This is a genomic window from Alicyclobacillus sendaiensis NBRC 100866, assembly GCF_001552675.1.
In the GTDB taxonomy this organism is placed as follows: Bacteria; Bacillota; Bacilli; order Alicyclobacillales; family Alicyclobacillaceae; genus Alicyclobacillus; species Alicyclobacillus sendaiensis.
The window spans coordinates 1-23,228 of record NZ_BCRQ01000004.1 but is presented as its reverse complement, the minus strand read 5'-3'; the positions used below and the strand labels follow the sequence as shown (position 1 = coordinate 23,228).

Below are 23,228 nucleotides of genomic sequence, written 5' to 3'. Positions count from 1 at the left end.
CCCTTCGAATGGTTTGAAAAGTCTATCACAATCGGCGACAGGGGACAATCCCGTCAGCCCGGGTGCATGGCCCCCATCGCCGCTTGTTTGAGTTCCCGCGTGAACGCGCGCACGGCTTCGACGGGATCGCGCCCCGCTTCCGCCGCGTCCCCCACGCGGCGCACGTAGGCGCTGCCCACGATGATCCCGTCTGCGAATTCCGCGATCTCCCGCACGTGCTCCGGGCGGCTCACGCCAAATCCGACGCAGGCGGGCAGGTGCGTGTGCTTGCGGACGAGATCGACGAGTTCGCGAACCTGCCGCGACACGTGCTGGCGCTCGCCCGTCACGCCGAGGGACGACACGCAGTACACGAAGCCGCGCGCCGCGCGCACAATCGCGCGCACCCGCTCCTCGCCCGACGTGGGCGCCACTAGAGGCACGAACTGAATGCCGTGCGCCTCGGCCGCGGACGCCACCTCGGCTGCTTCCTCGAGCGGCACGTCCGGGACGATGACCCCGTCGCCGCCCGCCGCGGCCAACTCTGCGAAAAACCGCTCCGCACCGTACTGGATGAGAGGATTCACGTACGTGAACGCGACGAGCGGCTTCGGCGATCGCGCCCGAATGTCGCGAACCAAGCGCAGGCAATCCACGAGGCGCGTGCCCTGCTTCAGACTACGTACCGCAGCCGCCTGGATGACTGGGCCGTCAGCCAGGGGATCCGAATACGGGAAGCCAATCTCGAGCATATCCGCGCCCTCCTCCAGGATGGCGCAGGCAATGTTCAGTGAGCGCTCGTAATCCGGATCGCCCGCGACGACGAAGGGAATGAGCAGCTTATGCCCCGCTTGAAAAGCCTCACGAATTCGGTCCACGTTGCTCCTCCTCTCGCGCGGCCACCTGCTCCACGTCCTTGTCGCCGCGGCCAGACAGGCAGACAATGACGACGTCGTCCGAGCCGTAGCGCTTCGCTTCCCGCATCAGGTAAGCGATGGCGTGCGCGCTCTCAAGCGCCGGGATGATACCTTCGAGCTTCGACAGAAGGAAAAAGGCGTCGAGAGCCTCTTGGTCGGTCACCGGCACGTAGGTGGCGCGCCCCGTGGCCGCCAGATGCGCGTGCTCAGGCCCGATGCCCGGGTAGTCCAGTCCCGCCGAGATGGAGTGGGCGGGTTGGACCTGGCCGTATTCGTCCTGCAACAGCATGGTCTTCGCCCCGTGCAACACGCCCGGGCGCCCGCGCGCGATGCTGGCCGCATGGTAATCCGTCTCCAGCCCGCGCCCGGCCGCTTCGCAGCCAATGAGCTCGACATCCTCGTCTTCGATGAAGGGGTAGAAGATGCCCATGGCGTTTGAGCCGCCGCCGACGCACGCCACCACGCTGGTGGGCAGGCGGCCCTCCTGTTCGAGGATCTGGGCCTTGGCTTCGTCCCCAATGACGCGCTGGAAATCTCGGACCATCATGGGATAGGGATGGGGCCCCACGACCGACCCGATGATGTAATGGGTGTCGTCCACGTGTGCCACCCAGTGACGGATAGCCTCGTTCGTCGCATCCTTCAGTGTTCTTGTCCCCGACGTCGCGGCCACTACCTCCGCGCCGAGCATCCGCATGCGAAAGACGTTCAGCGCTTGGCGGCGCATGTCTTCTTCGCCCATGAACACAGTGCATTCCAGGCCAAACCGCGCAGCCACCGTCGCCGTCGCCACCCCGTGTTGTCCCGCGCCCGTCTCCGCAATCACGCGCCGCTTGCCCGTCCGAAGCGCGAGCAGCCCCTGGCCGATGGCATTGTTGATCTTGTGGGCGCCCGTGTGATTGAGGTCCTCGCGCTTCAGATAAATCTTGGGCCCCCCGAGGTACTGCGTCAGGCGCTCGGCGAAGTAAAGCGGGGTTGGCCTGCCCGCATACTGCTGCAGATAATACTTGAGTTCGGCTTGAAACGACGCATCGCGCGAGAGGCGCAGGTAATCGTGTTCCAATTGCAGGAGGGCCGACATGAGCGTCTCCGGGACGTACCGCCCGCCAAACGCGCCATATCGTCCCGTTTCATCAGGATATGGATAATGACTCATGGCCCCACGCCTCCATCGCCTGGATCAGCTGGTGAATGCGTCCGACGTCCTTGCGCCCGCCGGCTTCCACGCCCGAAGACACGTCGATGCCGACCGGACGCACCCGGCGCAAAAGATCTCGAACGTTTTCCGGCGTAATGCCGCCCGCGACCCACCAATCGAAGTTGAACGCTACTGCCATTTGGGTCAATCGGTCCCAATCAAACGTCCGGCCGTGCCCGCCGGTCACGCCCGGTTTGGCATCGGACGGCGGCTTCGCATCGAACAAGATGGCATCGGCGACAGCCGCGTGCGACCTGACGGCGTCGAGAAACGACGCCTCATCGTTGTCGGGATCGAACGCCACGGCGCGCCACACCTGGAACCCCGCCTTCCGAAGCCTGTCCTCGATGCCCTGCGGCTCTCCCCCGTGCAACTGCACGACGTCAACGCCAGCCCGCCTCGCAGCCTCGCCGATCTCGTCACACGATCCTCCGGACACCACTGCCACCGCAGTCACATCTGGGCGAATACGCTTCGCGGCCCGGACGAGTTGCCCCGCGTCCTCCGGCGCCACGTACCGCCTGGATGCCGGAACCATGACGAAGCCCACGTGGGTCACGGCGGGATGACGAAGAAACGACAGGTCATCGCCCGGCCGGAGTCCGCAGATTTTCAAGAGCGGGAGACGTCTCACTTCGCCACCGCCCCGAGCGGGACACAGAGCTCCGCCACCTGGGCTTGGACGGAGGCGAGATCCGCGTGGCGCATGAGGAGTTCGCCAACCAGGATCCCTCTCGCGCCCGCAGACGCCATGCGCAGGGCATCCTCGCGGCCCATGATGCCGCTCTCCGCAATGGCGAGGCACCCCTCGGGCAGCCGACGCAAAACCCGCTCCGACGTCGCGAGATCCACCTCAAAGGTCCGCAGGTCGCGATTGTTGATCCCTATGATGGTGGGCTCTGCCGCCACGGCGGCCTCCACCTCGGCCTCCCCGTGCACCTCGAGCAGTACTTCGAGGCCCCGAGATCGCGCGTACTTCGACAACGCCGCCAGGCGATCCGCAGGCATCGCGGCGGCGATGAGCAACACGATGTCCGCCCCCGCCGAGACCGACTCATCCACCTGGATTTCATCGATCACGAAGTCCTTGCGGAGCACTGGAAGCTTCACAGCCGACCGGGCCGCTCGCAGGTCCTCGAGTGCGCCGTGGAAGTACGTTTCGTCCGTCAAGACGGAGATGGCCAACGCCCCGCCCTGCTCGTAGACCCGGGCGCGCGCCGCGGGATCCACGCTTGCCTGCAACACGCCCTTGGACGGACTCCTGCGCTTGATCTCTGCGATGACACCCAGGTGTTGCGCGCTCCTCAGGCTCTCGGCGAGGGAGCGAAAGGGTTCCGCTCGCTCCGGAAAGGGGCCATCGCGATGCACGCGCTGCCACAGCGCCTCCACTTCGCGGCGCTTCGTTTCGAGAATCGTCTCCAAAATCGTGCTCACGGGCTCACCGCCTCCTCCACCCTCGCGAGCTTCCTCGTGCCCTGGACAAACGCGTTCAGGGCCGCGAGCGCCCGCCCGGCATCGATCAACTCGGCGGCCAGCGCCACGCCCTCGCGAACCGAGGCCGCCTTGCCTCCCACGTACAGGGCCGCGCCGGCATTATAGAGCACGATGTCGCGCTTTGCTCCGCGCTCATCGCCCGCGAGAACGCGTCGCACGATCTCGGCGTTCTCCTCAGGCGATCCGCCGCGCACCGCTTCGATGGGTGCCGACCGAAGCCCCACGTCCTCAGGGGCGAGCCGATACGTTCGGACCTCGCCGTCTCGGACCTCCGCAACCAGGGAAGGGCCTGCCAGCGAGAGTTCATCCAACCCTTCTGCACCATGGACCACCAGAGCGTGCTCGGATTCGAGGCTCACGAGCGCTTGACCCACCAGCGGGACGAGACGTTCGTGAAAGACGCCAAGCACCTGGCGCTTGGCGCCGGCGGGGTTGGTCAAGGGGCCGAGGATGTTGAAGATGGTTCTGAACCCAAGTTCCTTGCGCACCTGGGCCGCAACCTTCATCGCGGGGTGGTAGACTTGCGCGAAGAGAAAACACAAACCTGTTTCTCGGAGCAGCGCCTCAGAGGCAGACACGGGCAGATCAATCACGGCGCCGAGCGCCTGCAACACGTCCGCGCTGCCGCTCCGGCTCGAGGCCGCCCGATTCCCGTGCTTGGCAACCGGAATGCCGGCCGCCGCGGCGACAAACGCGACGGCCGTGGAGATGTTGAAGGTGTCCTTTCCGTCGCCACCTGTCCCACACGTATCCAGCGCGCCCTCGGGGGCCTGCAACCGAACCGCGTGGTTCCGCATGGCCCGGGCGAAACCGGCGATTTCCGCCGGTTGTTCGCCGCGGTGCGCCATCACGCTGACCAGCGCGGCCGCCTGGACCGGAGACACTTTCCCATCCAACCATGCACTAAGAAAAGCTTCCGCCGTCTCTTCATCCAATATCTTACCGGACACAACAGCGGTCAAGATATCCCGAACCATGTCCTGCATGACTCGACTCCTCTCACCTCGACGCCGTAGACCGGCGCCCTCCTCGACCTCAACTCAGCTCAACTGACGTCCATCGAGCTGTTACGACTATGTTAGCGGCCCCCGTCTCATTCGTCAACCAAAGGCGCGAAAGTTGGGCAGAAGAAGAGGGAAACCTCACCTCGTCGCGATGTCCGGGCGCAGTTGCACGGCTTCGCCCAAATACACGTGGACAAGCTCATCCTGGCGCTTGTCCGTGTTCAGATGAACCAGCACGCGAATGCTGCGCGGCAGCGAACCCGGCACGTTGATCTCCGTCGCGCACATCAAGGGAACCCATTGCCAACCGGGAAGTTGTCGAACCGCAAACGCCGGAAACGCTGCATTCAGGTCGGGCGTCATGGTCAGAATCACGCTCGCCACGTCGTCCACGTCGATGTCGTTGGCGCGGACCATCTCCTCCATCAGTTCGCGCGTCGCCCTCAGGATCTCCTCTCTGTCATTGCGGGCCACCGTCGTGGCTCCCCGCAGTCCCCTGACCTTCATGGACGGTGTCCCTCCCTCACCTCTTCGTAAGCCTGTCTCACCTCGTCGGGCTGCACCCTGCAAATCTCCACCCGACCAATGGCCGAAGGCAGCGCAAACGTCCACCCTGCGTGGGTATGCTTCTTGTCGACCGCCATCAAGCGAAGCACGGCCTCCACGTCGCCGTACGGAGGGCGAACGGGCAAGCCGTGCCGCTCGAGTACCGCCGCAATGCGCGCGGCGTCGTTCGGCGCAAGGAGGCCGCGCCGCTCGGCGATGACGGCCTCCACCACCAGCCCGATGGCCACCGCCTCCCCGTGGCCCAAGGCATACCCTGAATACTGCTCGACCGCATGCCCGACGGTGTGGCCCACGTTGAGCACCTGCCTGAGCCCCGACTCGCGTTCATCCCGATTCACGACGTCCACCTTGACCCTCATGGCTCGTGCGACCACGTCCACGAACGCAGCCGCATCGCCGAGGCCCGTCACGGGATTCGCTTCGAGCTGGCCAAATAACTCCTCGTCGCCAATGATGGCGTGCTTGATGACCTCGGCCATCCCGTTCGCCCACTGGCGCGCATCGAGGGTGGAAAGCGCCTCGGTGTCAAACACCACCGCGCGCGGGGGGTAGAAGGCGCCGACGAGATTCTTGCCCTCCTCGAGATTCACGCCGACCTTGCCCCCAATGGCGCTGTCGTGCGCGAGGAGCGTGGTTGGCACCTGCACGTAGGGAACGCCCCGCATGTAAGTCGCCGCCACGAACCCGGCCAAATCGCCCACCACACCGCCGCCAACGGCCAACAAGACGTCCCCTCGCCGAAAGCCGCGCCGAAGCAAGCCGTGGTAAAGATCCACCGCGGTCGCGAGGCTCTTGTGCGCATCGCCGGCGGGAAACGCGAGCAGGAAAACCTCGCGCCCCACCTCTCGCACCAGACCTTCGAGCTCCGCGGCAAATGCCGTTTGTTGAACCACGTCGTCCGTGATGAGCGCAAATGTTCGGCCCTCAAGCCCGAGCTCCTGCAGAAGACCGGGCAACAAGCGCCTGGCACCGGCGTCCACGAGGACGGGATACGCCCCCTGCGCGCTTTGCACGTCCAGCCGAATCATCGCTGGCTCACCCGCGCCTGATAGGCTCGAAAGGCATCTTGAATTTGCTCCAGCGAGTCGCCGCCGAACTTCTCCAGGAACGCGCCCGCGATGACCCAGGCGACCACGTTCTCACCGACCACCGAGGCCGCCGGGAGCGCGCAGATGTCGGAGCGCTCGATGGCCGCGGGCTCCGCTTCTTTCGTCTTCATGTTCACGCTCGGAAGCGGGTTGTACAGCGTGCTGATGGGCTTCATCGCCGCCCGCACGACGATGTCCTCCCCATTGGTCACACCGCCCTCGAGTCCGCCCGCGCCGTTGTGCGAGCGAAGGTAACGCGTGCCGTCGTACAAGATGGGGTCGTGCACCTTGGAGCCCATGCGCCGGGCCGCCTCGAAGCCGAGGCCAATTTCCACCCCTTTGATGGCCTGAATGCTCATCAAGGCCGCCGCGAGCCTGCCGTCCAGCTTGCGATCCGGCTGCGCGTAGCTGCCTAGGCCGATGGGGCAGCCGCGCACGATCACCTCGAAGATGCCGCCGACCGTGTCCCCCGCCGCCTTGGCCTCGTCGATGCGCGCCATCATCCGCTCGGCCGCCGCCTCGTCGGCACAGCGAACGGGAGACGCATTCGCCCGCGCCTCCAGCTCATCAAGCGTGTCGGGAAACTGGGTCGCCTTCACGTCGCACAGCTCGACCACATGCGCAGTGATGCGAATTCCAAAATGCTCTAAAAGTTGCCTCGCGAGCGCCCCCGCCGCCACCAGCGTGGCCGTGTTGCGCGCACTGGCCCGCTCGAGCACGTTGCGGATGTCCTCGTGATCGTACTTGATGGCCCCGGCGAGGTCCGCATGCCCGGGCCGTGGGCGGTAGATCTCCTTGAGGTCTTCGGGTTTGTCGCCAAACGGCGCCATTTTCGCCGACCAATTCTTGAAGTCTCGGTTCTGCACGACGAGCGTGATGGGCGTGCCGAGCGTCTTTCCGAAGCGCAGGCCGCTCGTCACCTGCACCTCATCCGACTCGATCTGCTGGCGATAGCCGCGGCCATAACCCTGCTGCCTGCGTCGCAATTGTTCGTCAATTTTTTCTTTGCGGATTGGAACATTGCTCGGAAAGCCGTCGATCACCACGGTGAGCGCCGGGCCATGCGATTCTCCTGCCGACAAGTAGCGCAACAAAGGCTGCCCCTCCACTTCCTGCTCTCTCCCATAAGCGTTCGTCTCTGCGAATTACCGGTAGTATAGCATACTCGGGGCAGGCGGCGCGCCCGCCCCCTCACATCAGCCTAACCACGCCTCGGCCGTCGCCACAGCGAGGTCCACGAGCCGTTCGGCGTCGGAGAGGTCCGCCGTCATCGCGAACGCCCCCGCCCGGCGCACGGGATACCCGAGCGCGACCGCCACACACCCCGCCCTGGCGAGTTGAATGGCGCCCGTGTCGCTCCAGGCTTCCCGGGACACCTCGTATTGAAGGGGAAGGTTCAACCGCAAAGCCGCGTCTTCCACGGCACGCTTGCCCTCGAGCGGCACCACGGTCGCGCGGTCCATCACCTTCAAGACGGGTCCCTTGCCGAGGCCAATCGCTGGGTGATCATGCCACATGTCGTCCGCGCTTGCCCCGTCCATCACAAGCGCATACCGCGGCTCCAACTGGAACGCCGCCGCTTGCGCCGCCCTCGCGCCGACGGCATTCTGCGCCGTGAAGGCCACGCACACGTTCCGCCCGCTCGCCGCGAGCTTGCGAAAGACCTCCGCGGCGACCGCGCAGCCAAGGCGGTTGTCCAGGGCCCGGCCCGTCACGAGGCTTTGCCCCCAAGTCACAACGGGAACCTCCACGGCGCCGGCCGTCCCGATGGGCGCGATGCGCTCGGCGTCTTCGCGCGATCGCGCCCCCACGTCGACCACGAGGGCGTCGAAGTCGAGATCGCCCTGCTTGGCCGGATCCGCGTGGACGAGGCCTGTCGCGCCGTTGATGAAACGAACCTGGCGCCCGACGCACTCGCGCGCGTGCACCTCTCCGACGGAGACCAAACGGAGATACCCGCGCGGGTCGATGTCGATGACCATGACCCCGGGCTCGTCGACGTGCGCGGCCAACAGGAGGAGAGGCCCATGGCCCCGCTTTCTCGCCATCCCGTTGCCGAGCGCGTCCACCCACGTCTCGTCCGCGGCCTCCCGGACGTCATCGAGGAGCGCCTGCACCACGGGCGCCTCGCTTCCGCTCGGCGCGACGAAGTCCATCAACCGCATCAGCCAATCCTTCATGGGCGAAATCCTCCCTTTGCGATCTCGTCGAGCACCGCGACCACGAGATCGACGGCGTGCATCACGTCGTCGAGCGACACCACCTGCGTCGGCGCGTGGATGTACCGCACGGGCACCGAGATGGCGCCGCCCAGCACCCCTTTGCCGATGCGGTGAATGGCGCCAAAGTCGTTGGAGCCACCCTTCACCCTGCGCCACTGCACCGGGATGTTGCGCGCCTTCGCGGTTTCCCAGAGAAACTCGGCAAACCGCCGATTGGCCACCGTCTGTGCGTCCTGCACCGTGATGGCCGGGCCTTTGCCCACCACGGTGGACTGACCGTGGGAAGGCGTGTCGACCACGTCGTGGGCCACGGTACCCTCGAGCGCGATGGCGATGTCCGGCTCAATCTGATACGCGGCCGCGTGCGCGCCCCGCAGGCCGATCTCCTCCTGGACGGTGAAGGCGGCGAACACCGCGAGGTCCCCCTTCCACCGCCGCAGCGCTTCGAGCAGAATGTAGCAGCCGACGCGATCGTCGAACGACTTCGCCTTGGCCATGCGGTGTGGAAGCTCTTCGTACTTCGTGGCGAACACCACGGGGTCGCCCGGCTTCACGTGGCGCCTGGCGTCTTCGGCGTCGCGGGCGCCGATGTCGATGTACAGCTTCTCCATCGGAATGGGCTTCTCCCGTTCGCTCGCTTCCTGAAGGTGAACGGGTTTGGCGCCAATCACGCCCGGAATGCGCCGCTCGCCGACAACGACTGGCTTCGACACGAGCACGCGCGGATCCACGCCGCCGAGCGGCCGGAAGCGGAGCAGTCCGCCCTCGTCCCGGCCTTCACCGATGTGGGTGACCATGAGACCGACCTCGTCCATGTGCGCGTCGAGCATCACCCGCAGGCCAGGGCGGTGCGCGCCGGCGGATGCAATGACGTTGCCGAGGACATCGGTGCGGACGGACAGCCCCATCGCGTCGAGCTCGCGGCGCACGATGCCGCGCACCTCGTCTTCAAAGCCCGTCGGGCCAAAGGCCTCCGTGAGTTCCTTCAGTAACATGTCAACTCCTCCACCTGCGCGGCGTCGACCTCCGCCACGTAATGGGCGAGCAGTCGCGCGCACTGCCAAATGTCGTCGTAGGCGACGGTCTCAACCGAGGTGTGCATGTACCGAATCGGCGGTCCGATGAGCGCCGCCGCCAGGCCCGGGCCGCTGATCTGAAACGCATTGGCGTCCGCGCCCACCGGCCGCTGCGACAGCTCGATTTGGTACGGGATGCCATATTTCTCGGCGCAGTCGACAAGGCGCTTGAACACCCGCCGATGGAGATTCGGGCCGAAGGAGATGGCGACGCCTCCCTCGAGCGGAAACGATTCATCCGGCGCCTGTCCAGGAAATGCCCCGAAGGTGACGTCCACGGCGATGGCGATGTCCGGCGCAAGGCCGAAGCTAGCCGTTCGCGCCCCCCTGAGGCCGACCTCCTCCTGTACGGTGAACACGGCGTACAGATCGGCGCTGTGCACCATGCCCTTGAGCAGGGCGAGCGCCTCCAACAGAACGGCCGCGCTCGCCCGATTATCGACCGACTTGCCCGCGATCCGCCCGTTCAACAGATCCAGAGGAGCGCGGTGAATCGTGACTCGATCGCCGATGCGCACGCGGGAACGCACCTCTTCCTCCGGGAGGGCGAGATCGACATACAGATCTTCGAGTTTCGCGGCCTTGAAGCGCTCGGAGGGAGGCGTGAGATGCGGCGGCTTGGCTCCGATGACCCCAAAGATCCGGCCGCTTTGCGTGTGCACCAAGACCTCTTGGCCGACGAGCGTCCGCGGATCGAATCCTCCGGCCTGGGCGAGCCGCAGAAATCCGCCCGCTTCGATGCGCGTGACCACCAGGGCAATTTCGTCGATATGTGCGGAGACGAGGACCCGCGGCCGACGCCCTTCTCCCACCCCCGGGACGAGGCCCACGAGATTGCCGAGCGGATCGGTCCAAATCTGGGCCGCGTATTCTGATAGATGTGGAAGAATAAGGTTGCGCACGTCCTCCTCGAACCCTGGCCCGCCGTGCGCTTCGAGCAACTGCTTGAAGACGCTCAAGTATTTGGGCAATGGAGACACCTCCTCATCCCGCACGCGCGCCCACTCAGGCATCGCTTTGCCCGTACATGGGATCGCCCGGCGGCTCAATGTCCTGTGCCTTGTCGCACCACGCCTCCATATCGTCCTGGCCGGAGACGGTCTGCCACAGCTCTCGCATGTCGTTCGCGACGGGCGCGCGCACCTTGCACATCGCACGGTCTTCGACGCGCGGCCAGGAGAGTGCGTACGCGTGGAGGGCCTGGCGGCCGAACGCCTTCTCGTAAAAGGAAGCCTGCCCCAGCGGATCGCGCCGGTTGGCGAGCGCATACGTGTAGTCGCGATCGCCCACGAGCGGCATGCCGTGAAAGGCCATCTGCGCCCGGATCTGGTGGGTGCGGCCGGTTTCCAGGACGAGCGCGACCAGCGCGAGCGGCCCAGCCTGCACCAGCGGAAGGACATGGGTGACGGCGCGATCGCCGCGGTCGGGAGGCACGACGATGCGCCGAGAAGGGCGGTGCGGATTCGGCGCCAGCCCGTCCACGAACGTGAGCCACCGCCCCGTTTCACAGCCCTCGGGCGCGTACACAATGGCCACGTAGCGCCTGTCGACGAGCCCCTGACGGAGCGCGCGGTCCAACTGATGATGCGCATGAGCGTGCTTGGCGATGAGGACCGCGCCCGACGTGTACTTATCCAACCGGTGGACGGCGTGTGGCACGCCGCCGCCGCGGCGTAGATAGTGCGCGGCAGCGGCCAAAAGCGATCCGCGGCGCTCGTGCGGAGACGGGTGCGTCAACATACCGGCGGGCTTGTTAACGACGATCACGTCGTCATCTTCGTAACAGATGTCCAGCGGGATATCCTCGGGTTCGACGGCGACCTCTTCTTCCGGCCGTTCCCAAGTGACGCGATCGCCATCCTGCACGGTCACGGAGAGGTACACCGGTTCCCCGTTCAGATAAAACCCGCCCGCCTGAATGATGCGCCGGAGCATCCTGCGGGACATGCCGAGCCGCCCGCTCAGCACGGCGGACAAACGCCGCCCCGCGAGCTCACTCGGCACCACGTATTCTTCCAACAACCGTTCCCACCCCCTACACGTCACAGGCCGAGGTGGCGCACGGAGAAGTACACGTACGCCACCCCGATGGCGACAAGACCGCCCAGTACCGCTGCATACAGCAACTTATCCAGGGTGCGCATGCCAACTCACCTCATTTTAACTTTCTCGGTGCGCACCTGCCCTATGCGGCGTTTGCGCTGCGCGAGAACGGGCCATAACGAATAGGGGTTCGTTCGCCCGAAAAAGAGGTGCCTTGCCGAATGTCCACCGTCCCGCACACCTACCGAGTGGTGGGCCGCGAAGCCGCGGTTTGGCATACGCCGCCCTGCGCTCACGGGTGCGATTATATCATTCAAATCCTCGGACCGGACCACGATGTGCAACTCGAATTCTGCCCGCTCGACGCGGAGCGATTCGCCGGCCTGTTGCTCGAAGCCGTCGAATGGAGTCATCGATCCGACTAGCTTGTCATACTTGTCCGCGCGGGCGCGTACATCTCTCCATAAACGGGCCTCAAGATGGTTTCAAAGGGGAGATGCGAATGTTCCGTCGTTGGCAGGCCGTCCTGGCCGGCGCGCTCGCGTTTCTCACGGCGTTGGGACTTTGGACGAGCGGTGGGGCTAACAGCGGGCCTTCCCCGATGGCGCCCGTCGACGACGCGCGCAGCCCTTTCGGGCGCGCGCCAAACGGATCCCCATCGCTTCGGCTGGAATGGGCAGAAGCCCCATCGCGCGAGGGAGAAACCTCGAGCTTCGGCGCGTTGGACGTGCGACTCGTGCACCGACCGAGGATGGCTCTCAACGGTCAGGCGGCGCGCGGCGCGTCCGAGGTCCGCGTGAAACCCGCGGCGGCGAAAGCGCCCACCCGAGCGACCTTCGTTCGCGTCCGTGCAGGCGAGTGCCTGTGGACCATTGCGGAGACCCACCACACGACCGTGGCGCAACTGATGCAATCCAACCACCTTCGTTCGACCGTTCTTCACGTCGGCCAGCTGTTGCGCCTACCCTCTGGCGCGCACCGGTCGTTCGCGTTGCCGAAGTCGCCGGAAGCGAGTTCCTCGTCCGTCGCCCCGAACCTCACCTACACCGTTCAACCGGGGGACTCGCTTTGGGAGATCTCGAACATCTTTGGCGTCTCCGTGTCCGCCATCTGCAGCGCGAATCACCTGACTCAAACGGCCATCTACCCCGGCGAACGGCTCATCATCGAACCCTCGAGCGCCTTCGGCGGACAGCAGGCGCAAAGCGTGTTCTTGCGCGAAGCGCCCTCATGGCTCATCCCCATCTACAAGGCCGCCGGCGCGAAGTACGATATTCCGTGGACCGTGCTCGCGGCCATCCACAAAGTCGAGACGGACTTCAGCACGGACGGGGACATCGAATCGTACGCCGGCGCCATCGGACCGATGCAGTTCATGCCGTCGACGTTTGCCGTCTTTGGCGTCCCAGCGCCGGGTCACAAGGTGGCGAACATCCACAACGTGGAGGACGCGATTTTTTCGGCCGCCAACATGCTGCACCAAGAGGGATTCAGCTCGGACCCGTATTACGCCATCTGGATGTACAACCACTCGGCCACCTACGTCGAGGACGTCTTGCACCTGGCTGTCACCTGACGTCGCGGACGGCGTTCTGCAAGATCCGTTTCAGCGCGCGCTCCAGCGCAGTCGGCACATCGTTTGGCGATCGCGCGATGGCGAACGCGTGTCCGTACAGGTAACGGACGGCGTCCACGAGCGCGGCATCCACGTCGCTCGCCACGACGAGGTGCACGACCTCGACACCGAGGGCGCGCGCCTCCCGAACGGCGCGGCGCGTATCCTCATAGCCCCCCGCGTATCCCTCGGCAGCTGGCCGAGCGTCGCTCACCAAGACCAGCCACTTCGACGCCTCGGCGAACCGGGACAGCCGCCAGGCGACGTGCCGGATCGCCGCGCCGTCCCGGTTGTCCAGTTCCGGTTGCAGCGCCCATACCGCTGCGAGCGCGTCGGGATCGCGCGATTGGTCAAATGGAACCACGTCCCAGATGACCGTCTCCAGAAACGAAGCGCTTGCCGAAGCGTCGTCTTCCCAGTACGCGGCCACGCCAAACGGCGCGCGCAGCGCGCGCAGCGCGTCACCCAGCATCACGATGGCTTCTTTGCACGCGGGCAAATACGGCTCCATGGAACCCGAGACGTCGATGAGGATTTCCACAGCGGCGTCGTGCGACAGATCCCGGTCTCTTCTCGCGAGCACCCGCGGATAGGGCTCGAACGCGATGCGCTCCGCGCGCCGCAGCGTGCGGCCGTGGCGCGACAATCCTCCTCGCCAAGCGCGGCGGCGCTCGAGATATTTCGCGAGGAGACTCTGCAGACGCCGCCTGTCTGGCGCCTGCGCGCGGCGGATGGATCGCAGCCATTCCAGAGCCTCGGCGGTCGGAGGAACGTAGCCGCGCTCCCGAATGACATAGGGACGGCCTGGCTGTTCCTCGTCGGCGAACAGCCCCTCGTGTCCGTGCTCTTGATCCGCATGCCCCTCATGCTGCGGGCCCATCTGACTGCGCCGCGGGGGGCCCGCCAAGCGCGAAAATGCCGTTTGCCCCACGTGCGCCACCTGATCTTCGCCGAGCCGGCCCGCTCGCGCCCCGGGCGCTGCGCCCGCGCCCGCATTCGCCGGTCCTTGAAGCAGAGCCCCGCGTTTGTCGTGCCGCGGCCTGGTCCAGATGTCCAGGCGGAGGTCCGACGCGGTCTCGGCTTCGTCATCGCGGCGAAGCGCCTGGCGAGATCGCGAGGCGGGCTGAAGGTCCGCACGCCCGCCTGCGTCGTCGGCGACCTCCCAAGCGAGTTGAAACCAGATGTCAGCCAAATCCTCCACGGATCCTCGCGCCATCGCCTGCGCCAGGCGATCCGCGGCCCATTGGACGGCCGCATGGGTGTCACCTGAGAGCGCGCGGCGCACCTCGTTCCCCAGCGCAAGAAGTTCGGCGAAGAGCTCCAGGTAAACGCCTTCGGCGGTGTTCGTCGGACCGCTGCCGCGCAATCTCCACTCGGCCTGTCGCCTGACGCGGCGGCGATGGAACGCCAGCCGCTTCGCGAACATCCTTGCGAGGCGCGGGCGCTCGCGAGCGAGCCAGGCCATCAGCCGGGCGTCCTCGACCGTGAGCAGCCACTGCCAGGCGAGCTTCGGGGCCTGGCAGGTCTCCCATTCCCGGCGCGCGCCCGCGAGAACGGCAAAGTCGGTCAACCGGGCGCTGCCCGCGGCGCGAAGGTACACCTCGGCGCGCTCAAGGGAGCGCCGCTCGGCGCCGCCCGCGGTCCGATACACGTCGGGCAGCTCGATGACGTGTGCCGCGGGACTGAAGCTGGACAGGCGCCCATACCTGCACTCCAGGTCACCGTCCCCCGACAAGGCGCGAGCGAGGCCGGTGTACAGCGAGAGCGACGGTTCATCCTCGTACGGGCTGGTGAAACGAAACATCCGCCTGCCCCCTACTCACCCCGAAAGTAGCTCGACGCGAGTTCCAGGACCAGATCCTGTTCCCTCGGATCGCTCAGCTTGCCGGCGATGGCGTAGCGAATGGCCCGAAGGGGCGGCATGTGCGTCGACAGGTCGCACGCGTCGAGGAGCGCGCGGACGGATGCCGCTTCGACGGGCAGTTCACCGACCTCACTGGCCCGGACGAGGTCGGCCGACAGCCGGACGAAGCGCTCGACGTGATCGGCGCTCGACAGCGCGCTGGCTTCGCGAATCAATTGCGCCAGCGCCTCACCCTGCACGTACGGCACGTCAAACACCACGAAACGGTTGAGCAGGGCCTCGTTGAGGGCCGAAGTGCCTGCGTATCCCTCGTTGATGGCCGCAATCACGCAGAAGTTCGGGTGTGCCACCACCACCTCCGCGGTGAGCTGGTTGGTCAATTGGCGGCGGTGATCGAGCGCGCCGTGCAAGATCGGGAGCACCTCGGGCCGGGCAACGTTCAGCTCGTCGATGTAGAGCATCCGGCCGAGCCGCATGGCCCGAATGACGGGACCTTCCACGTATTCGACAACGGTTCTGCCTTCGGAAATCCCGAGCGTGCGGTGGCCGAGAAGGGCCTCAAGGTCGAGATCGACCGAGCAATTCACGGACTCCATGTCGAGCCGAAGCCGATCCGCGAGCGCCTCGGCGAGGCGCGTCTTGCCGCTCCCTGTGGGCCCGCGCAGCAACACGTGTTTGCCGAGCCGGAGCGCCGTCTCGGCGTCCTCCACGAGGTGCGGCCGATCCGGAATGAAGCGCGGTGCGCCTCGCCTGGCGAGCGGCGTCTCCCGCCGGCCGTCGACATTCATGCGTCCATCGCTCCTTCCTGAATCCGGGCGCGTGTCTTTAGCGCGCGGATCACACGTGGCGTAGGATATGCCAGAACCGCGAAGAGGAGGTGGCTGAGATGTACGGCGTGTTTGGCAGCTACACGCAGTGGGCCGTCGTGTTTCTGATCATCTTCGTGCTGTTCTTCCTGTTGGTGCCCGCGTACGGCGCGGCCGCGACCTGCTGACATGCGGAAAGGCCGCCCGGCCGGGCGGCCCGTCTTCCGCGGCGACGCGCGCATGAAAAGCGCCCCAGCGAGCAAGATTAAGTGCGCAACCCGAAACCGATGCTGGGGGCTACGACATGGTGTTCATTGCCTGGTTCATCGTGGCATTCGTCGCCGCCGTTGTGATCGTGTACTTGGCAAACCCGCGCCGGCGCGAGTGAATTCAGCCTTCCTCGATCCGGCAGAGCACGTCGTCCATCCGGACGTGATCGCCCTCTTTGGCGACAATCTCCTTCAACACCCCGCTCACGTCCGAAGGCACTTCGACGGTCACCTTGTCCGTCGTCACCTCAAGCAGCGGCTCGTCCTTCTCGACGCGGTCGCCTTCGGCCTTGAGCCAGGACGTGACCACCGCTTTGGTCACGCTGTCCCCGAGTTGGGGAAGACGCACCTCCACCATGTGAACCCTCCTTCAATCGGCACGAAGCCGAATGGGCTCGCGCCATATGGCCTGCGCCTCCGGCGCAGAAAGCTGGCCGTCGTCCACCATGTTCTCCAACACCACTTGCTGACGCGATCGCGCCAAGGCGTAATGCGTCAATGGGTCGTATGCGGACGGGGCGTTCGGCAATCCCGCCACGAGCGTGAGCTCTCCTGCATTGCAATCCCACGGCGGCTTGCCAAAATACGTCTCACAGGCATTATACAGCCCGTACGCGCCATGGCCAAAGTACACGACGTTGGTGTACAGCGTGAAGACCTCTTGCTTCGACATGGTGTCGTAGAGGCCGATGGCGTACCACGCCTGCAACAGCTTGCGCCGCAGCGTCTTCTGCTTGCCGAGGAGCGTGTTGTCGACCAGCTGCTGCGTCAGCGTCGAACCGCCTTCGACGTAGCCGTCGCGCTCCACGTCCACCACGACGCTCCGCGCAATCCCAATCGGATCGATGCCGGGATCGGACCAGAAGCGCCGGTCTTCCGTGGCGATCACGGCCTCGCGAAAGATCGCCGGGATTTCGCTGTAGGTCAAGGGGTGCACGTGCTTCTCTCGCATGCGCACAGCCGCCGCCTGCCTCACGCGCGAGGCGATTGGATTCAGCGTGTGAAAATACGCGTCCTGCGCCAACCACAGGGCCACAAGCGCGAGAAGCGCCCGAATCAAGCCGCGTCGTCTCAATCCCTCACCGCCTCAGGGCCGTTTCCGCCCCTTGCGTATCACCCCATTGAGGTAGGCGAGAATGCCATGGCGCGTCAAAAGCCCGACAAATTTTCCGCTCTCGTCTTCCACGCACAAAAACGGTGCGTCGATGCTCAGTTGAAGTGCGCGCAGAAACGGCTCCGACCGCCCGATGCGGTGAAACTCGGTGCGCATCACGTCCTGGACGGTGAACGTGGAGAGGGCCTCAAATTCGATCCGCTCAAGCCCCAGAATCCTGTCCAGAATGAGCGTCTTGCTGATGATGCCCACCACACGCCCGTCCGTGGTCACGACGGGAATGGCGGAATAGCCGGATTTGATCAAAACCAACAGCGCATGCTCCGCGCTGTGCTGCGGATGAACGCAAGCCACATCGTCCGCGTCGATGATGAGGCGAGCAATGTCCTCGTCCTGCAAGGTCAAAGACTGCATAGTCTCCATAGACATAGACGAACGTCTCCCTGAAGCACAGGCTTCGCCTGTCGGTGTTCGCCTCGTATTTTACCAGAACGCGGTCGCCGCCGATACGGCGACGCCGCGCCTCCCCTCACAACACGGAACCCACGCGACGGTGCGACATGTCAGGCGGCGGCACGTGAGCTGGGTCCAGCCGTTCGTGCGCGATCTCGGGTGCGACGCCTCCGTCCTGCTGCAACCGGTCAATGCCGTCGAACACCGAATCCAGGTAGGCCTCGCTCCCGTGCGCCTGGTTGCCATCCGACACGGGCGTGTGGACGCGTTCGTCCGCCATGGTTCTCGCCTCCTTCGCATGGTGTCCCACCTGTATCGTGGCCACGCAAGGTCGGCGCTATTCGACACCAAGGACGAACGCCGTTCAGCTGGGGTTCAAGGCCCATCGGTTTTCTGGTAGAGGAAGGGAGCGACGAGGCGCAGCCCGCACAGGTCGATCCCGACCAACTGCTCGGTGCTGCCCACGAACAAATGACCGCCGGGCTTGAGCGCCCGAGCACATCCGGCGATGACCCGCTGTTTCGCTGCATCGGTCAAATAGATGAGCAAGTTTCGGCATACGATGAGATCGAGATCGCGAGGATACGGATCGGCGAGGAGGTCGTGCCGCTCGAAGCGCACGCGGCGGCGGACGGCGGCCGACACGCGCCAGCCCTCGTCCGTCGGCTCAAAAAAGCGCCGCAGGCGTTCCGGAGACACGTTCGCCAAGGCGCGCAGGGCAAAGATGCCCTGTCGAGCCTGTTCCAGTGCTCGCTCGTCCACATCCGTCGCCCAAATGTCGGCTTCCAAGCCAAGTTCAGCACAGAGGATGGCCAGGCTGTACGGTTCCTCGCCGTGGGCGCAGCCCGCGCTCCACGCGCGCAACGGCGCGACGGCCTGGACCTCAAGCCTCGCCCTGAGATCGGCCCATCGTTCGGGGTTCCGAAAAAATTCCGACACCTGAATGGTGACGCGATCGACCAGTTCCCGAAGCAGGGAGGCGTCGCGCGAGAGCGCCTCGGCGTAAGACCGGAAGTCCGAGAAGCCGCGCCTGTCGCGGAGATGGGCCAGGCGGCGCTCCATCTGAGGCCGCTTGTATTGACTGAGGTCGATACCGGCCAACTGTCGCACGCGCTCCACAAATTCCACGTACGGATCCAGTGTGAATCACTCCACAAAGGTGGGGGTTTTCGTGGCGGACAGAAAGTGGGATCTCGGCGTCGCGCTCTCCGGGGGCACCTTGAAAGCCGCGGCGCACGTCGGCGTGCTGTCGGCCCTCGACAGGTTGGGGATCACGCCAGACGTCATCGCGGGCACCAGCGCAGGATCGCTCGTCGCATGTCTCTACGCCTACGGGTATCGGGCCCAAGATCTCGAGCAACTTGCGCGCTCCTTTCCGGGCTGGCGGCTCGTGGACTATGGCTTTCCGGCCGCGAAGTCCATCTTGACCCTCGCGGCGAGCCGTCTCCGAATTTGCCAAGCGCAAGATCCCATTCCGCCGGGCCTTTTGCGCGGCGCGCGTTTTCGCCAGTACATTGAGCGCCTGCTCGCGCACCGCAGGCCGCAGATGCCGGTCTTCGCGCTGGCCACGGATCTCGTGTCGGGCCGCCCCATCGTCTTCACGCCGAACGACATCCGGATGGACGCCGTGGAACGAACGGAGGCGATGGCGCTCGCGGTGGCCGGCAGCTGTGCCCTGCCCGGCGTGTTCCCTCCCGTGCGACACGGGCCCTACCTGCTTGTGGACGGCGCCATGCGCCACTACGTGCCCGTGTCCGTCCTGCACCAACTGGGGTGTCGCCGCATTCTCGCCGTCAACCTGTACAGGCTGCCGGCCGAATTTCACCCCAAAACCATGATCGACGTCTTTCTACGCGCCTTCGACATCCTCCTGCGAGAATCGATTGACAACGATCTCGACGCGCCTTCGGTCCTCCTTCTGGAGCCCGAACTGAACGCCGTCAAGGGCCCTCCGTTTGAGCGCCTGCCGGGGTACATTCGCGCCGGGCGCGCGTGTGTGGAACGACAAGCGGATGCGATTCGGAACTTTGTGCGTCCGTGACCGACGAAAAAACCCGCGCACAAGCGCGGGCGGTCGTCATCACGCCAACCAGGCGTCCACGGTCCGGTCGTACGTCAGCGCGCCTTCCGGGAACCACAGTTCAATCTCTCGTTTCGCGCTCTCCGGCGAATCGGAGCCATGCACGACGTTCATGCCGATGGTCAGGCCGAGATCGCCCCGAATCGTCCCGGGAGCCGCCTCGGCCGGATTCGTCTTGCCCATCATCCCGCGCACCACGGCGATGGCGTTTTCCCCTTCCAGGATCATAGCGAACACCGGCGACGACGTGATAAATTGCACCAATTCCCCGAAGAACGGGCGCTCGCGGTGCTCCGCATAGTGCGCCTCGGCAAGCTCCTTCGAGACTTGCACGAGTTTGGCCGCGACGAGCTTCAGCCCCTTGCGCTCGAAGCGCGCGACAATCTCACCGACGAGTCCTCGCTGCACACCGTCGGGCTTTACCATGACAAACGTCTGTTCACGGGCCATGTCTTCCATCCCTCGCTCCATGCTTGTTGTCCGCGGACAGGCCACAGACGGCGTTATTGTAAGAAATTCTCCGCACCCAATGCAAGTCAGTACTGCCGCCGAAGGATGAAGGAGGTAAGGCCCATCAACTGCTCGCGGACCGCTTTACGGCTCACGCCCTGCAAGAGAAGCCTCGCCTTCTCGAGATACCGCTCCGCGAACTGCTCTGCGTCCTCGAGCGCGCCCGACGAGACGATGAGCCGAATGGCCTCCTCGGCCTCTTCCTCGCGCATGCCCTCGCGCACCAGATCCCGAAGCCGCTCGCCGATGCCTGGGCGAGACGCGGCCAGCAAAGCTGGCAGCGTGAGATTGCCCTGCCGCAGATCGCCACCCACGGGCTTGCCCACAATCTCCGCCGCGCCTGTGAAGTCGAGCAGGTCATCCACAATCTGAAACGCCATGCCCACCGCGTGCCCGAATCGGGCCAAGGCCGCCACTTCGCGCGCGGGAGCCCCGCCCACCATGGCGCCCAACTGGCAACTCAAGGAGATGAGCAGCGCCGTCTTTCGGTGAATGCGGCGCAGATATGTCATCACGCCCTGCGACCAATTGTAAAAGTCCTCAATCTGCTCGATCTCGCCCTCGCACAACAGCACGATGCCCCTCGCCATGAGACGATGAACTTCGAGGTTGTCCACCTCGGCGAGCAGCTGGATGGCCCGAGCAAACAGGTAGTCGCCCGTGTACATCGCGGCCAGATTGCCGTAGCTCTTTCTCACCGTCGGCTTGCCTCGGCGAAGATCTGCGCGGTCGATCACGTCGTCGTGCACCAAGGTCGCCATGTGAATCATCTCGAGCGCCGCAGCGATCTTCGCGACATCCAGAGACCACTCGCGCTCGCCAAGGCCGCAGATGAGCGCAAACAGGGGGCGAATCCGCTTGCCACCCGCCTCGAGCAACGTCCGGCCCGCTCTCGCGAGATCTGCGTGATCCGCGTGCGCGCGCTCGTCCAGCAGCCGTTCGACGCGATCGAGTTCATGCCGGTACAGGAGATAAATCTCATGGAATTCCACGCCGACCGCTCCTCATTTCCATCCGATGTGGAAAGCCGCGATGCCGAAGGTCAGCGGGCGGCTCCACACGTCGCGCAGGCCCACGCGGCGAAAGATCTCCTCGAGCCCCTTGCGGTCAGGGAAATCGATGAGCGACTCTGGCAGCCATGCGTACGGCTCCCGATCGCCCACGACGAGCTCGCCGATTTTAGGGAGTATGCGATAAAAGTAAAAGTAGTACAGCCGCCGAAACCACGCGACCTCAGGCTTGGACAACTCGAGCGAGACCACCGCGCCGCCCGGCTTCACCACCCGGGCCATCTCGCGCAGACAGCCTTCCGCGCTCGGCATGTTGCGCAGCGCAAAACCGATGGTGCACAAATCGAAGGTGTTGTCTGGGAACGGCAGGTTCATGGCGTCGCCGTGCACAAATTGGACGCGATCGCGAAACGGGAATCGCTCGCGACGCGCTTCCGCGACCTCGAGCATGGCCTCCGTGAAATCAAGCCCGATGACCCGGCCTCCGGGGCCCAAGCGCTTCGCGATGGCAAACGTCCACGCGCCCGTGCCTGCGGCCACGTCCAGCACCTGGGACGCCGGCGTGAGCGGCAACTGGCGCATGGCGTACTTGCGCCAAAGCCTATGCTGTTGAAAGCTCAGCACGGAGTTCATCGCGTCGTAACGCTTGGCAATCTTGGAGAAGACATCGTGTACGTAAGCCGACTTGTCTCCTTGCATCTCAACGCTTCCCTTCCGCTGCTTGAAGCCCTTGCGGCTCTTCGGGAAGGGCGTAATCCAGTACCGACCATGTCCCGCGCAGCCTTGTTGCGTCTTTGGGCGTCAGCGCGCTTCCGTCGCGTGCACGGGCCGGACCTGTGACGCGCGTGAACACGCGAACCTTGGCAGCGCCGGCCAGGACGCGGTGGCGAACTGCCTCCTCCACCTTCGCCATCCACGGTTCTGGATCCGCATGATAGTGGCGCACGAGCGCGCGCAGCAGCTCGGCCTCAATGGTCGACATGCGCTCCACATACGCATCCAGCGAAAGCGGCGACGCCATGAGCAAGTCCATCTTCGCCTCGTTGATCCGCACGACTGCTTCGCACAATTCATGCATGAGCCGGCGATCTCCGAGTTCGGCGAGGATGAGGTAGTATTTGCTACTGTCGTAATCCCCCGCCAAGACGACAAGCCCTTGCTCCGCCGCGCCCCACTCGTCGATCTCGTCATGAATGGAAAGTCCCTGCTCCAGCAGGAGCACGGCGGTGAGCACCCGCTCCGCTTCCACGTCGGGCACCGCAGCCGACTGCAGGATGGCATAGCCGAGATTGAAATGAAATAGACTCACCGCCTGGCGGACCTTCCGCTTGGCCAAGTAGTGGTGATCCATATGCGCCTTGGCGCAACGCGCGACGCGCTGAAACATTGCCTCCCGAGCGTCCGTCAAGCCGGTGTCATCTCCTTCGAACGGGCCGACCCTCGTATGCTGCGGATAGTATATCACAAACGGGGGACGCTCACGCGTCCTCGTCCGTGCGCACGATCCCGTACCGCGTGTAGATGACCGCCTTTCCTCGAACTTTGATGGCCGACGTGTGCTCCGTAAACTGCGCAATCATGACCTCGCTCTTGTCCAACTTCTCGGCGTGGTGGAACCGCGTCTGCGGGCCACGCGTCATCCCGTTGACCTGAACCCCGTTTTCGAGCGCCCGAATCACCACGTAGTCGCCGCTGTAGGGCGTGTCTGTCAAGGCCGCAGCCTCCTTCGATTCCGCTTAAAATACGAAGACCAGCGTTCAACACGCTGGTCGCTGGTCGGAATGACGGGATTTGAACCCGTGACCTCTACCTCCCCAAGGTAGCGCGCTACCAGGCTGCGCCACATCCCGACGTTCTTCGCTCTTTTCGTGAAGCCGTTAATGATTGTAACACGCGCCCCCGGTTTGCGCAAGTGCTCG

The 23,228-nt window shown here is 65.1% G+C and carries 27 protein-coding genes and 1 tRNA gene; 3 read left to right on the top strand and 25 right to left on the bottom strand.

The window, feature by feature from the left end; translation table 11 throughout:
* Positions 1 to 53: 53 nt before the first annotated feature.
* The 12 genes from trpA to AS26_RS01475 all read right to left on the bottom strand — a co-directional run bounded on the left by trpA (position 54) and on the right by AS26_RS01475 (position 11,567).
* Complete coding sequence (gene trpA / locus AS26_RS01530; RefSeq protein ID WP_062305568.1) at positions 54 to 857, bottom strand: tryptophan synthase subunit alpha; 804 nt, start codon at positions 855 to 857, stop codon at positions 54 to 56.
* Positions 841 to 2,052 carry a tryptophan synthase subunit beta gene (gene trpB / locus AS26_RS01525; RefSeq protein ID WP_062305567.1) on the bottom strand — a complete coding sequence of 404 codons (1,212 nt, stop codon included), beginning with the start codon at positions 2,050 to 2,052 and terminating at the stop codon, positions 841 to 843. Before trpB ends, trpA begins: the two co-directional genes overlap by 17 nt.
* Positions 2,030 to 2,728 carry a phosphoribosylanthranilate isomerase gene (locus tag AS26_RS01520; RefSeq protein ID WP_062305566.1) on the bottom strand — a complete coding sequence of 233 codons (699 nt, stop codon included), beginning with the start codon at positions 2,726 to 2,728 and terminating at the stop codon, positions 2,030 to 2,032. The genes trpB and AS26_RS01520 overlap by 23 nt, the downstream gene beginning before the upstream one ends.
* On the bottom strand, positions 2,725 to 3,528 hold the full coding sequence (gene trpC / locus AS26_RS01515; protein ID WP_062305564.1) for an indole-3-glycerol phosphate synthase TrpC: 804 nt from the start codon (positions 3,526 to 3,528) through the stop codon (positions 2,725 to 2,727). Before trpC ends, AS26_RS01520 begins: the two co-directional genes overlap by 4 nt.
* Complete coding sequence (gene trpD / locus AS26_RS01510; RefSeq protein WP_062305562.1) at positions 3,525 to 4,574, bottom strand: anthranilate phosphoribosyltransferase; 1,050 nt, start codon at positions 4,572 to 4,574, stop codon at positions 3,525 to 3,527. Before trpD ends, trpC begins: the two co-directional genes overlap by 4 nt.
* Before the next feature lie 156 nt (positions 4,575 to 4,730).
* Positions 4,731 to 5,099: a chorismate mutase gene (aroH, locus tag AS26_RS01505; protein WP_062305561.1), complete on the bottom strand. Its 369-nt coding sequence runs from the start codon at positions 5,097 to 5,099 to the stop codon at positions 4,731 to 4,733.
* Entirely contained in the window at positions 5,096 to 6,187 is a 1,092-nt protein-coding gene (gene aroB, locus AS26_RS01500; protein ID WP_062305560.1) for a 3-dehydroquinate synthase, read from the bottom strand. The genes aroH and aroB overlap by 4 nt, the downstream gene beginning before the upstream one ends.
* Complete coding sequence (gene aroC / locus AS26_RS01495; RefSeq protein WP_062305559.1) at positions 6,184 to 7,341, bottom strand: chorismate synthase; 1,158 nt, start codon at positions 7,339 to 7,341, stop codon at positions 6,184 to 6,186. The genes aroB and aroC overlap by 4 nt, the downstream gene beginning before the upstream one ends.
* A 102-nt stretch (positions 7,342 to 7,443) precedes the next feature.
* Positions 7,444 to 8,427, bottom strand: a complete 984-nt coding sequence (locus tag AS26_RS01490; RefSeq protein ID WP_062305558.1) for a zinc-binding metallopeptidase family protein — start codon at positions 8,425 to 8,427, stop codon at positions 7,444 to 7,446.
* A complete protein-coding gene (locus tag AS26_RS01485) occupies positions 8,424 to 9,464 on the bottom strand; it encodes a M42 family metallopeptidase (RefSeq protein WP_062305556.1) in 1,041 nt (346 codons plus the stop codon). Before AS26_RS01485 ends, AS26_RS01490 begins: the two co-directional genes overlap by 4 nt.
* Positions 9,455 to 10,525: a M42 family metallopeptidase gene (locus AS26_RS01480; RefSeq protein ID WP_245629552.1), complete on the bottom strand. Its 1,071-nt coding sequence runs from the start codon at positions 10,523 to 10,525 to the stop codon at positions 9,455 to 9,457. The genes AS26_RS01485 and AS26_RS01480 overlap by 10 nt, the downstream gene beginning before the upstream one ends.
* Positions 10,526 to 10,550: 25 nt before the next feature.
* A complete protein-coding gene (locus AS26_RS01475; protein ID WP_245629548.1) occupies positions 10,551 to 11,567 on the bottom strand; it encodes an RluA family pseudouridine synthase in 1,017 nt (338 codons plus the stop codon).
* A 242-nt stretch (positions 11,568 to 11,809) separates the two neighbouring features.
* On the opposite strand from AS26_RS01475, the gene AS26_RS01470 reads away from it, so the two are divergent.
* Together AS26_RS01470 and AS26_RS01465 are read left to right on the top strand one after the other, a co-directional pair.
* A complete protein-coding gene (locus AS26_RS01470) occupies positions 11,810 to 12,013 on the top strand; it encodes a hypothetical protein (protein ID WP_062305554.1) in 204 nt (67 codons plus the stop codon).
* 77 nt (positions 12,014 to 12,090) lie between these two features.
* Complete coding sequence (locus AS26_RS01465) at positions 12,091 to 13,164, top strand: lytic transglycosylase domain-containing protein (protein WP_062305552.1); 1,074 nt, start codon at positions 12,091 to 12,093, stop codon at positions 13,162 to 13,164.
* Here AS26_RS01465 and AS26_RS01460 read toward each other — a convergent pair.
* From AS26_RS01460 to AS26_RS01430, 7 genes are all read right to left on the bottom strand, one after another.
* Positions 13,157 to 15,007 carry a nitric oxide reductase gene (locus AS26_RS01460; protein ID WP_062305551.1) on the bottom strand — a complete coding sequence of 617 codons (1,851 nt, stop codon included), beginning with the start codon at positions 15,005 to 15,007 and terminating at the stop codon, positions 13,157 to 13,159. The genes AS26_RS01465 and AS26_RS01460 overlap by 8 nt on opposite strands.
* Before the next feature lie 11 nt (positions 15,008 to 15,018).
* A complete protein-coding gene (locus tag AS26_RS01455) occupies positions 15,019 to 15,855 on the bottom strand; it encodes a DEAD/DEAH box helicase (protein ID WP_245629547.1) in 837 nt (278 codons plus the stop codon).
* 408 nt (positions 15,856 to 16,263) lie between these two features.
* Complete coding sequence (locus AS26_RS01450) at positions 16,264 to 16,500, bottom strand: biotin/lipoyl-containing protein (RefSeq protein ID WP_062305549.1); 237 nt, start codon at positions 16,498 to 16,500, stop codon at positions 16,264 to 16,266.
* Between the two features lie 12 nt (positions 16,501 to 16,512).
* A complete protein-coding gene (locus tag AS26_RS01445; RefSeq protein WP_245629546.1) occupies positions 16,513 to 17,217 on the bottom strand; it encodes a biosynthetic peptidoglycan transglycosylase in 705 nt (234 codons plus the stop codon).
* A gap of 12 nt (positions 17,218 to 17,229) precedes the next feature.
* A complete protein-coding gene (gene cbpB, locus AS26_RS01440) occupies positions 17,230 to 17,685 on the bottom strand; it encodes a cyclic-di-AMP-binding protein CbpB (RefSeq protein ID WP_062305548.1) in 456 nt (151 codons plus the stop codon).
* Positions 17,686 to 17,785: 100 nt separating this feature from the next.
* Positions 17,786 to 17,989 carry a hypothetical protein gene (locus tag AS26_RS01435; protein ID WP_062305546.1) on the bottom strand — a complete coding sequence of 68 codons (204 nt, stop codon included), beginning with the start codon at positions 17,987 to 17,989 and terminating at the stop codon, positions 17,786 to 17,788.
* 95 nt (positions 17,990 to 18,084) lie between these two features.
* Positions 18,085 to 18,837 carry a CheR family methyltransferase gene (locus AS26_RS01430; RefSeq protein ID WP_245629545.1) on the bottom strand — a complete coding sequence of 251 codons (753 nt, stop codon included), beginning with the start codon at positions 18,835 to 18,837 and terminating at the stop codon, positions 18,085 to 18,087.
* Positions 18,838 to 18,880: 43 nt separating this feature from the next.
* Between AS26_RS01430 and AS26_RS01425 the strand changes: the two genes are divergently transcribed.
* Positions 18,881 to 19,750 carry a patatin-like phospholipase family protein gene (locus AS26_RS01425; protein WP_062305545.1) on the top strand — a complete coding sequence of 290 codons (870 nt, stop codon included), beginning with the start codon at positions 18,881 to 18,883 and terminating at the stop codon, positions 19,748 to 19,750.
* Positions 19,751 to 19,789: 39 nt separating this feature from the next.
* Here AS26_RS01425 and ndk read toward each other — a convergent pair whose 3' ends face one another.
* The 6 genes from ndk to AS26_RS01395 all read right to left on the bottom strand — a co-directional run bounded on the left by ndk (position 19,790) and on the right by AS26_RS01395 (position 23,159).
* The gene (ndk, locus tag AS26_RS01420; RefSeq protein ID WP_062305543.1) at positions 19,790 to 20,248 is read right to left on the bottom strand and encodes a nucleoside-diphosphate kinase; all 459 of its coding nucleotides are present in this window, start codon (positions 20,246 to 20,248) and stop codon (positions 19,790 to 19,792) included.
* 77 nt (positions 20,249 to 20,325) lie between these two features.
* Positions 20,326 to 21,291 carry a polyprenyl synthetase family protein gene (locus tag AS26_RS01415; RefSeq protein ID WP_062305542.1) on the bottom strand — a complete coding sequence of 322 codons (966 nt, stop codon included), beginning with the start codon at positions 21,289 to 21,291 and terminating at the stop codon, positions 20,326 to 20,328.
* Between the two features lie 12 nt (positions 21,292 to 21,303).
* Positions 21,304 to 22,008, bottom strand: coding sequence for a demethylmenaquinone methyltransferase (locus AS26_RS01410; protein WP_062305540.1), 705 nt, complete (start codon positions 22,006 to 22,008; stop codon positions 21,304 to 21,306).
* Position 22,009: 1 nt separating this feature from the next.
* Positions 22,010 to 22,717, bottom strand: a complete 708-nt coding sequence (locus AS26_RS01405; RefSeq protein WP_083515943.1) for a heptaprenyl diphosphate synthase component 1 — start codon at positions 22,715 to 22,717, stop codon at positions 22,010 to 22,012.
* Between the two features lie 70 nt (positions 22,718 to 22,787).
* Complete coding sequence (gene mtrB / locus AS26_RS01400) at positions 22,788 to 23,021, bottom strand: trp RNA-binding attenuation protein MtrB (RefSeq protein WP_062305539.1); 234 nt, start codon at positions 23,019 to 23,021, stop codon at positions 22,788 to 22,790.
* 61 nt (positions 23,022 to 23,082) lie between these two features.
* Positions 23,083 to 23,159 (bottom strand) — tRNA-Pro (locus tag AS26_RS01395).
* Positions 23,160 to 23,228 lie beyond the last annotated feature (69 nt).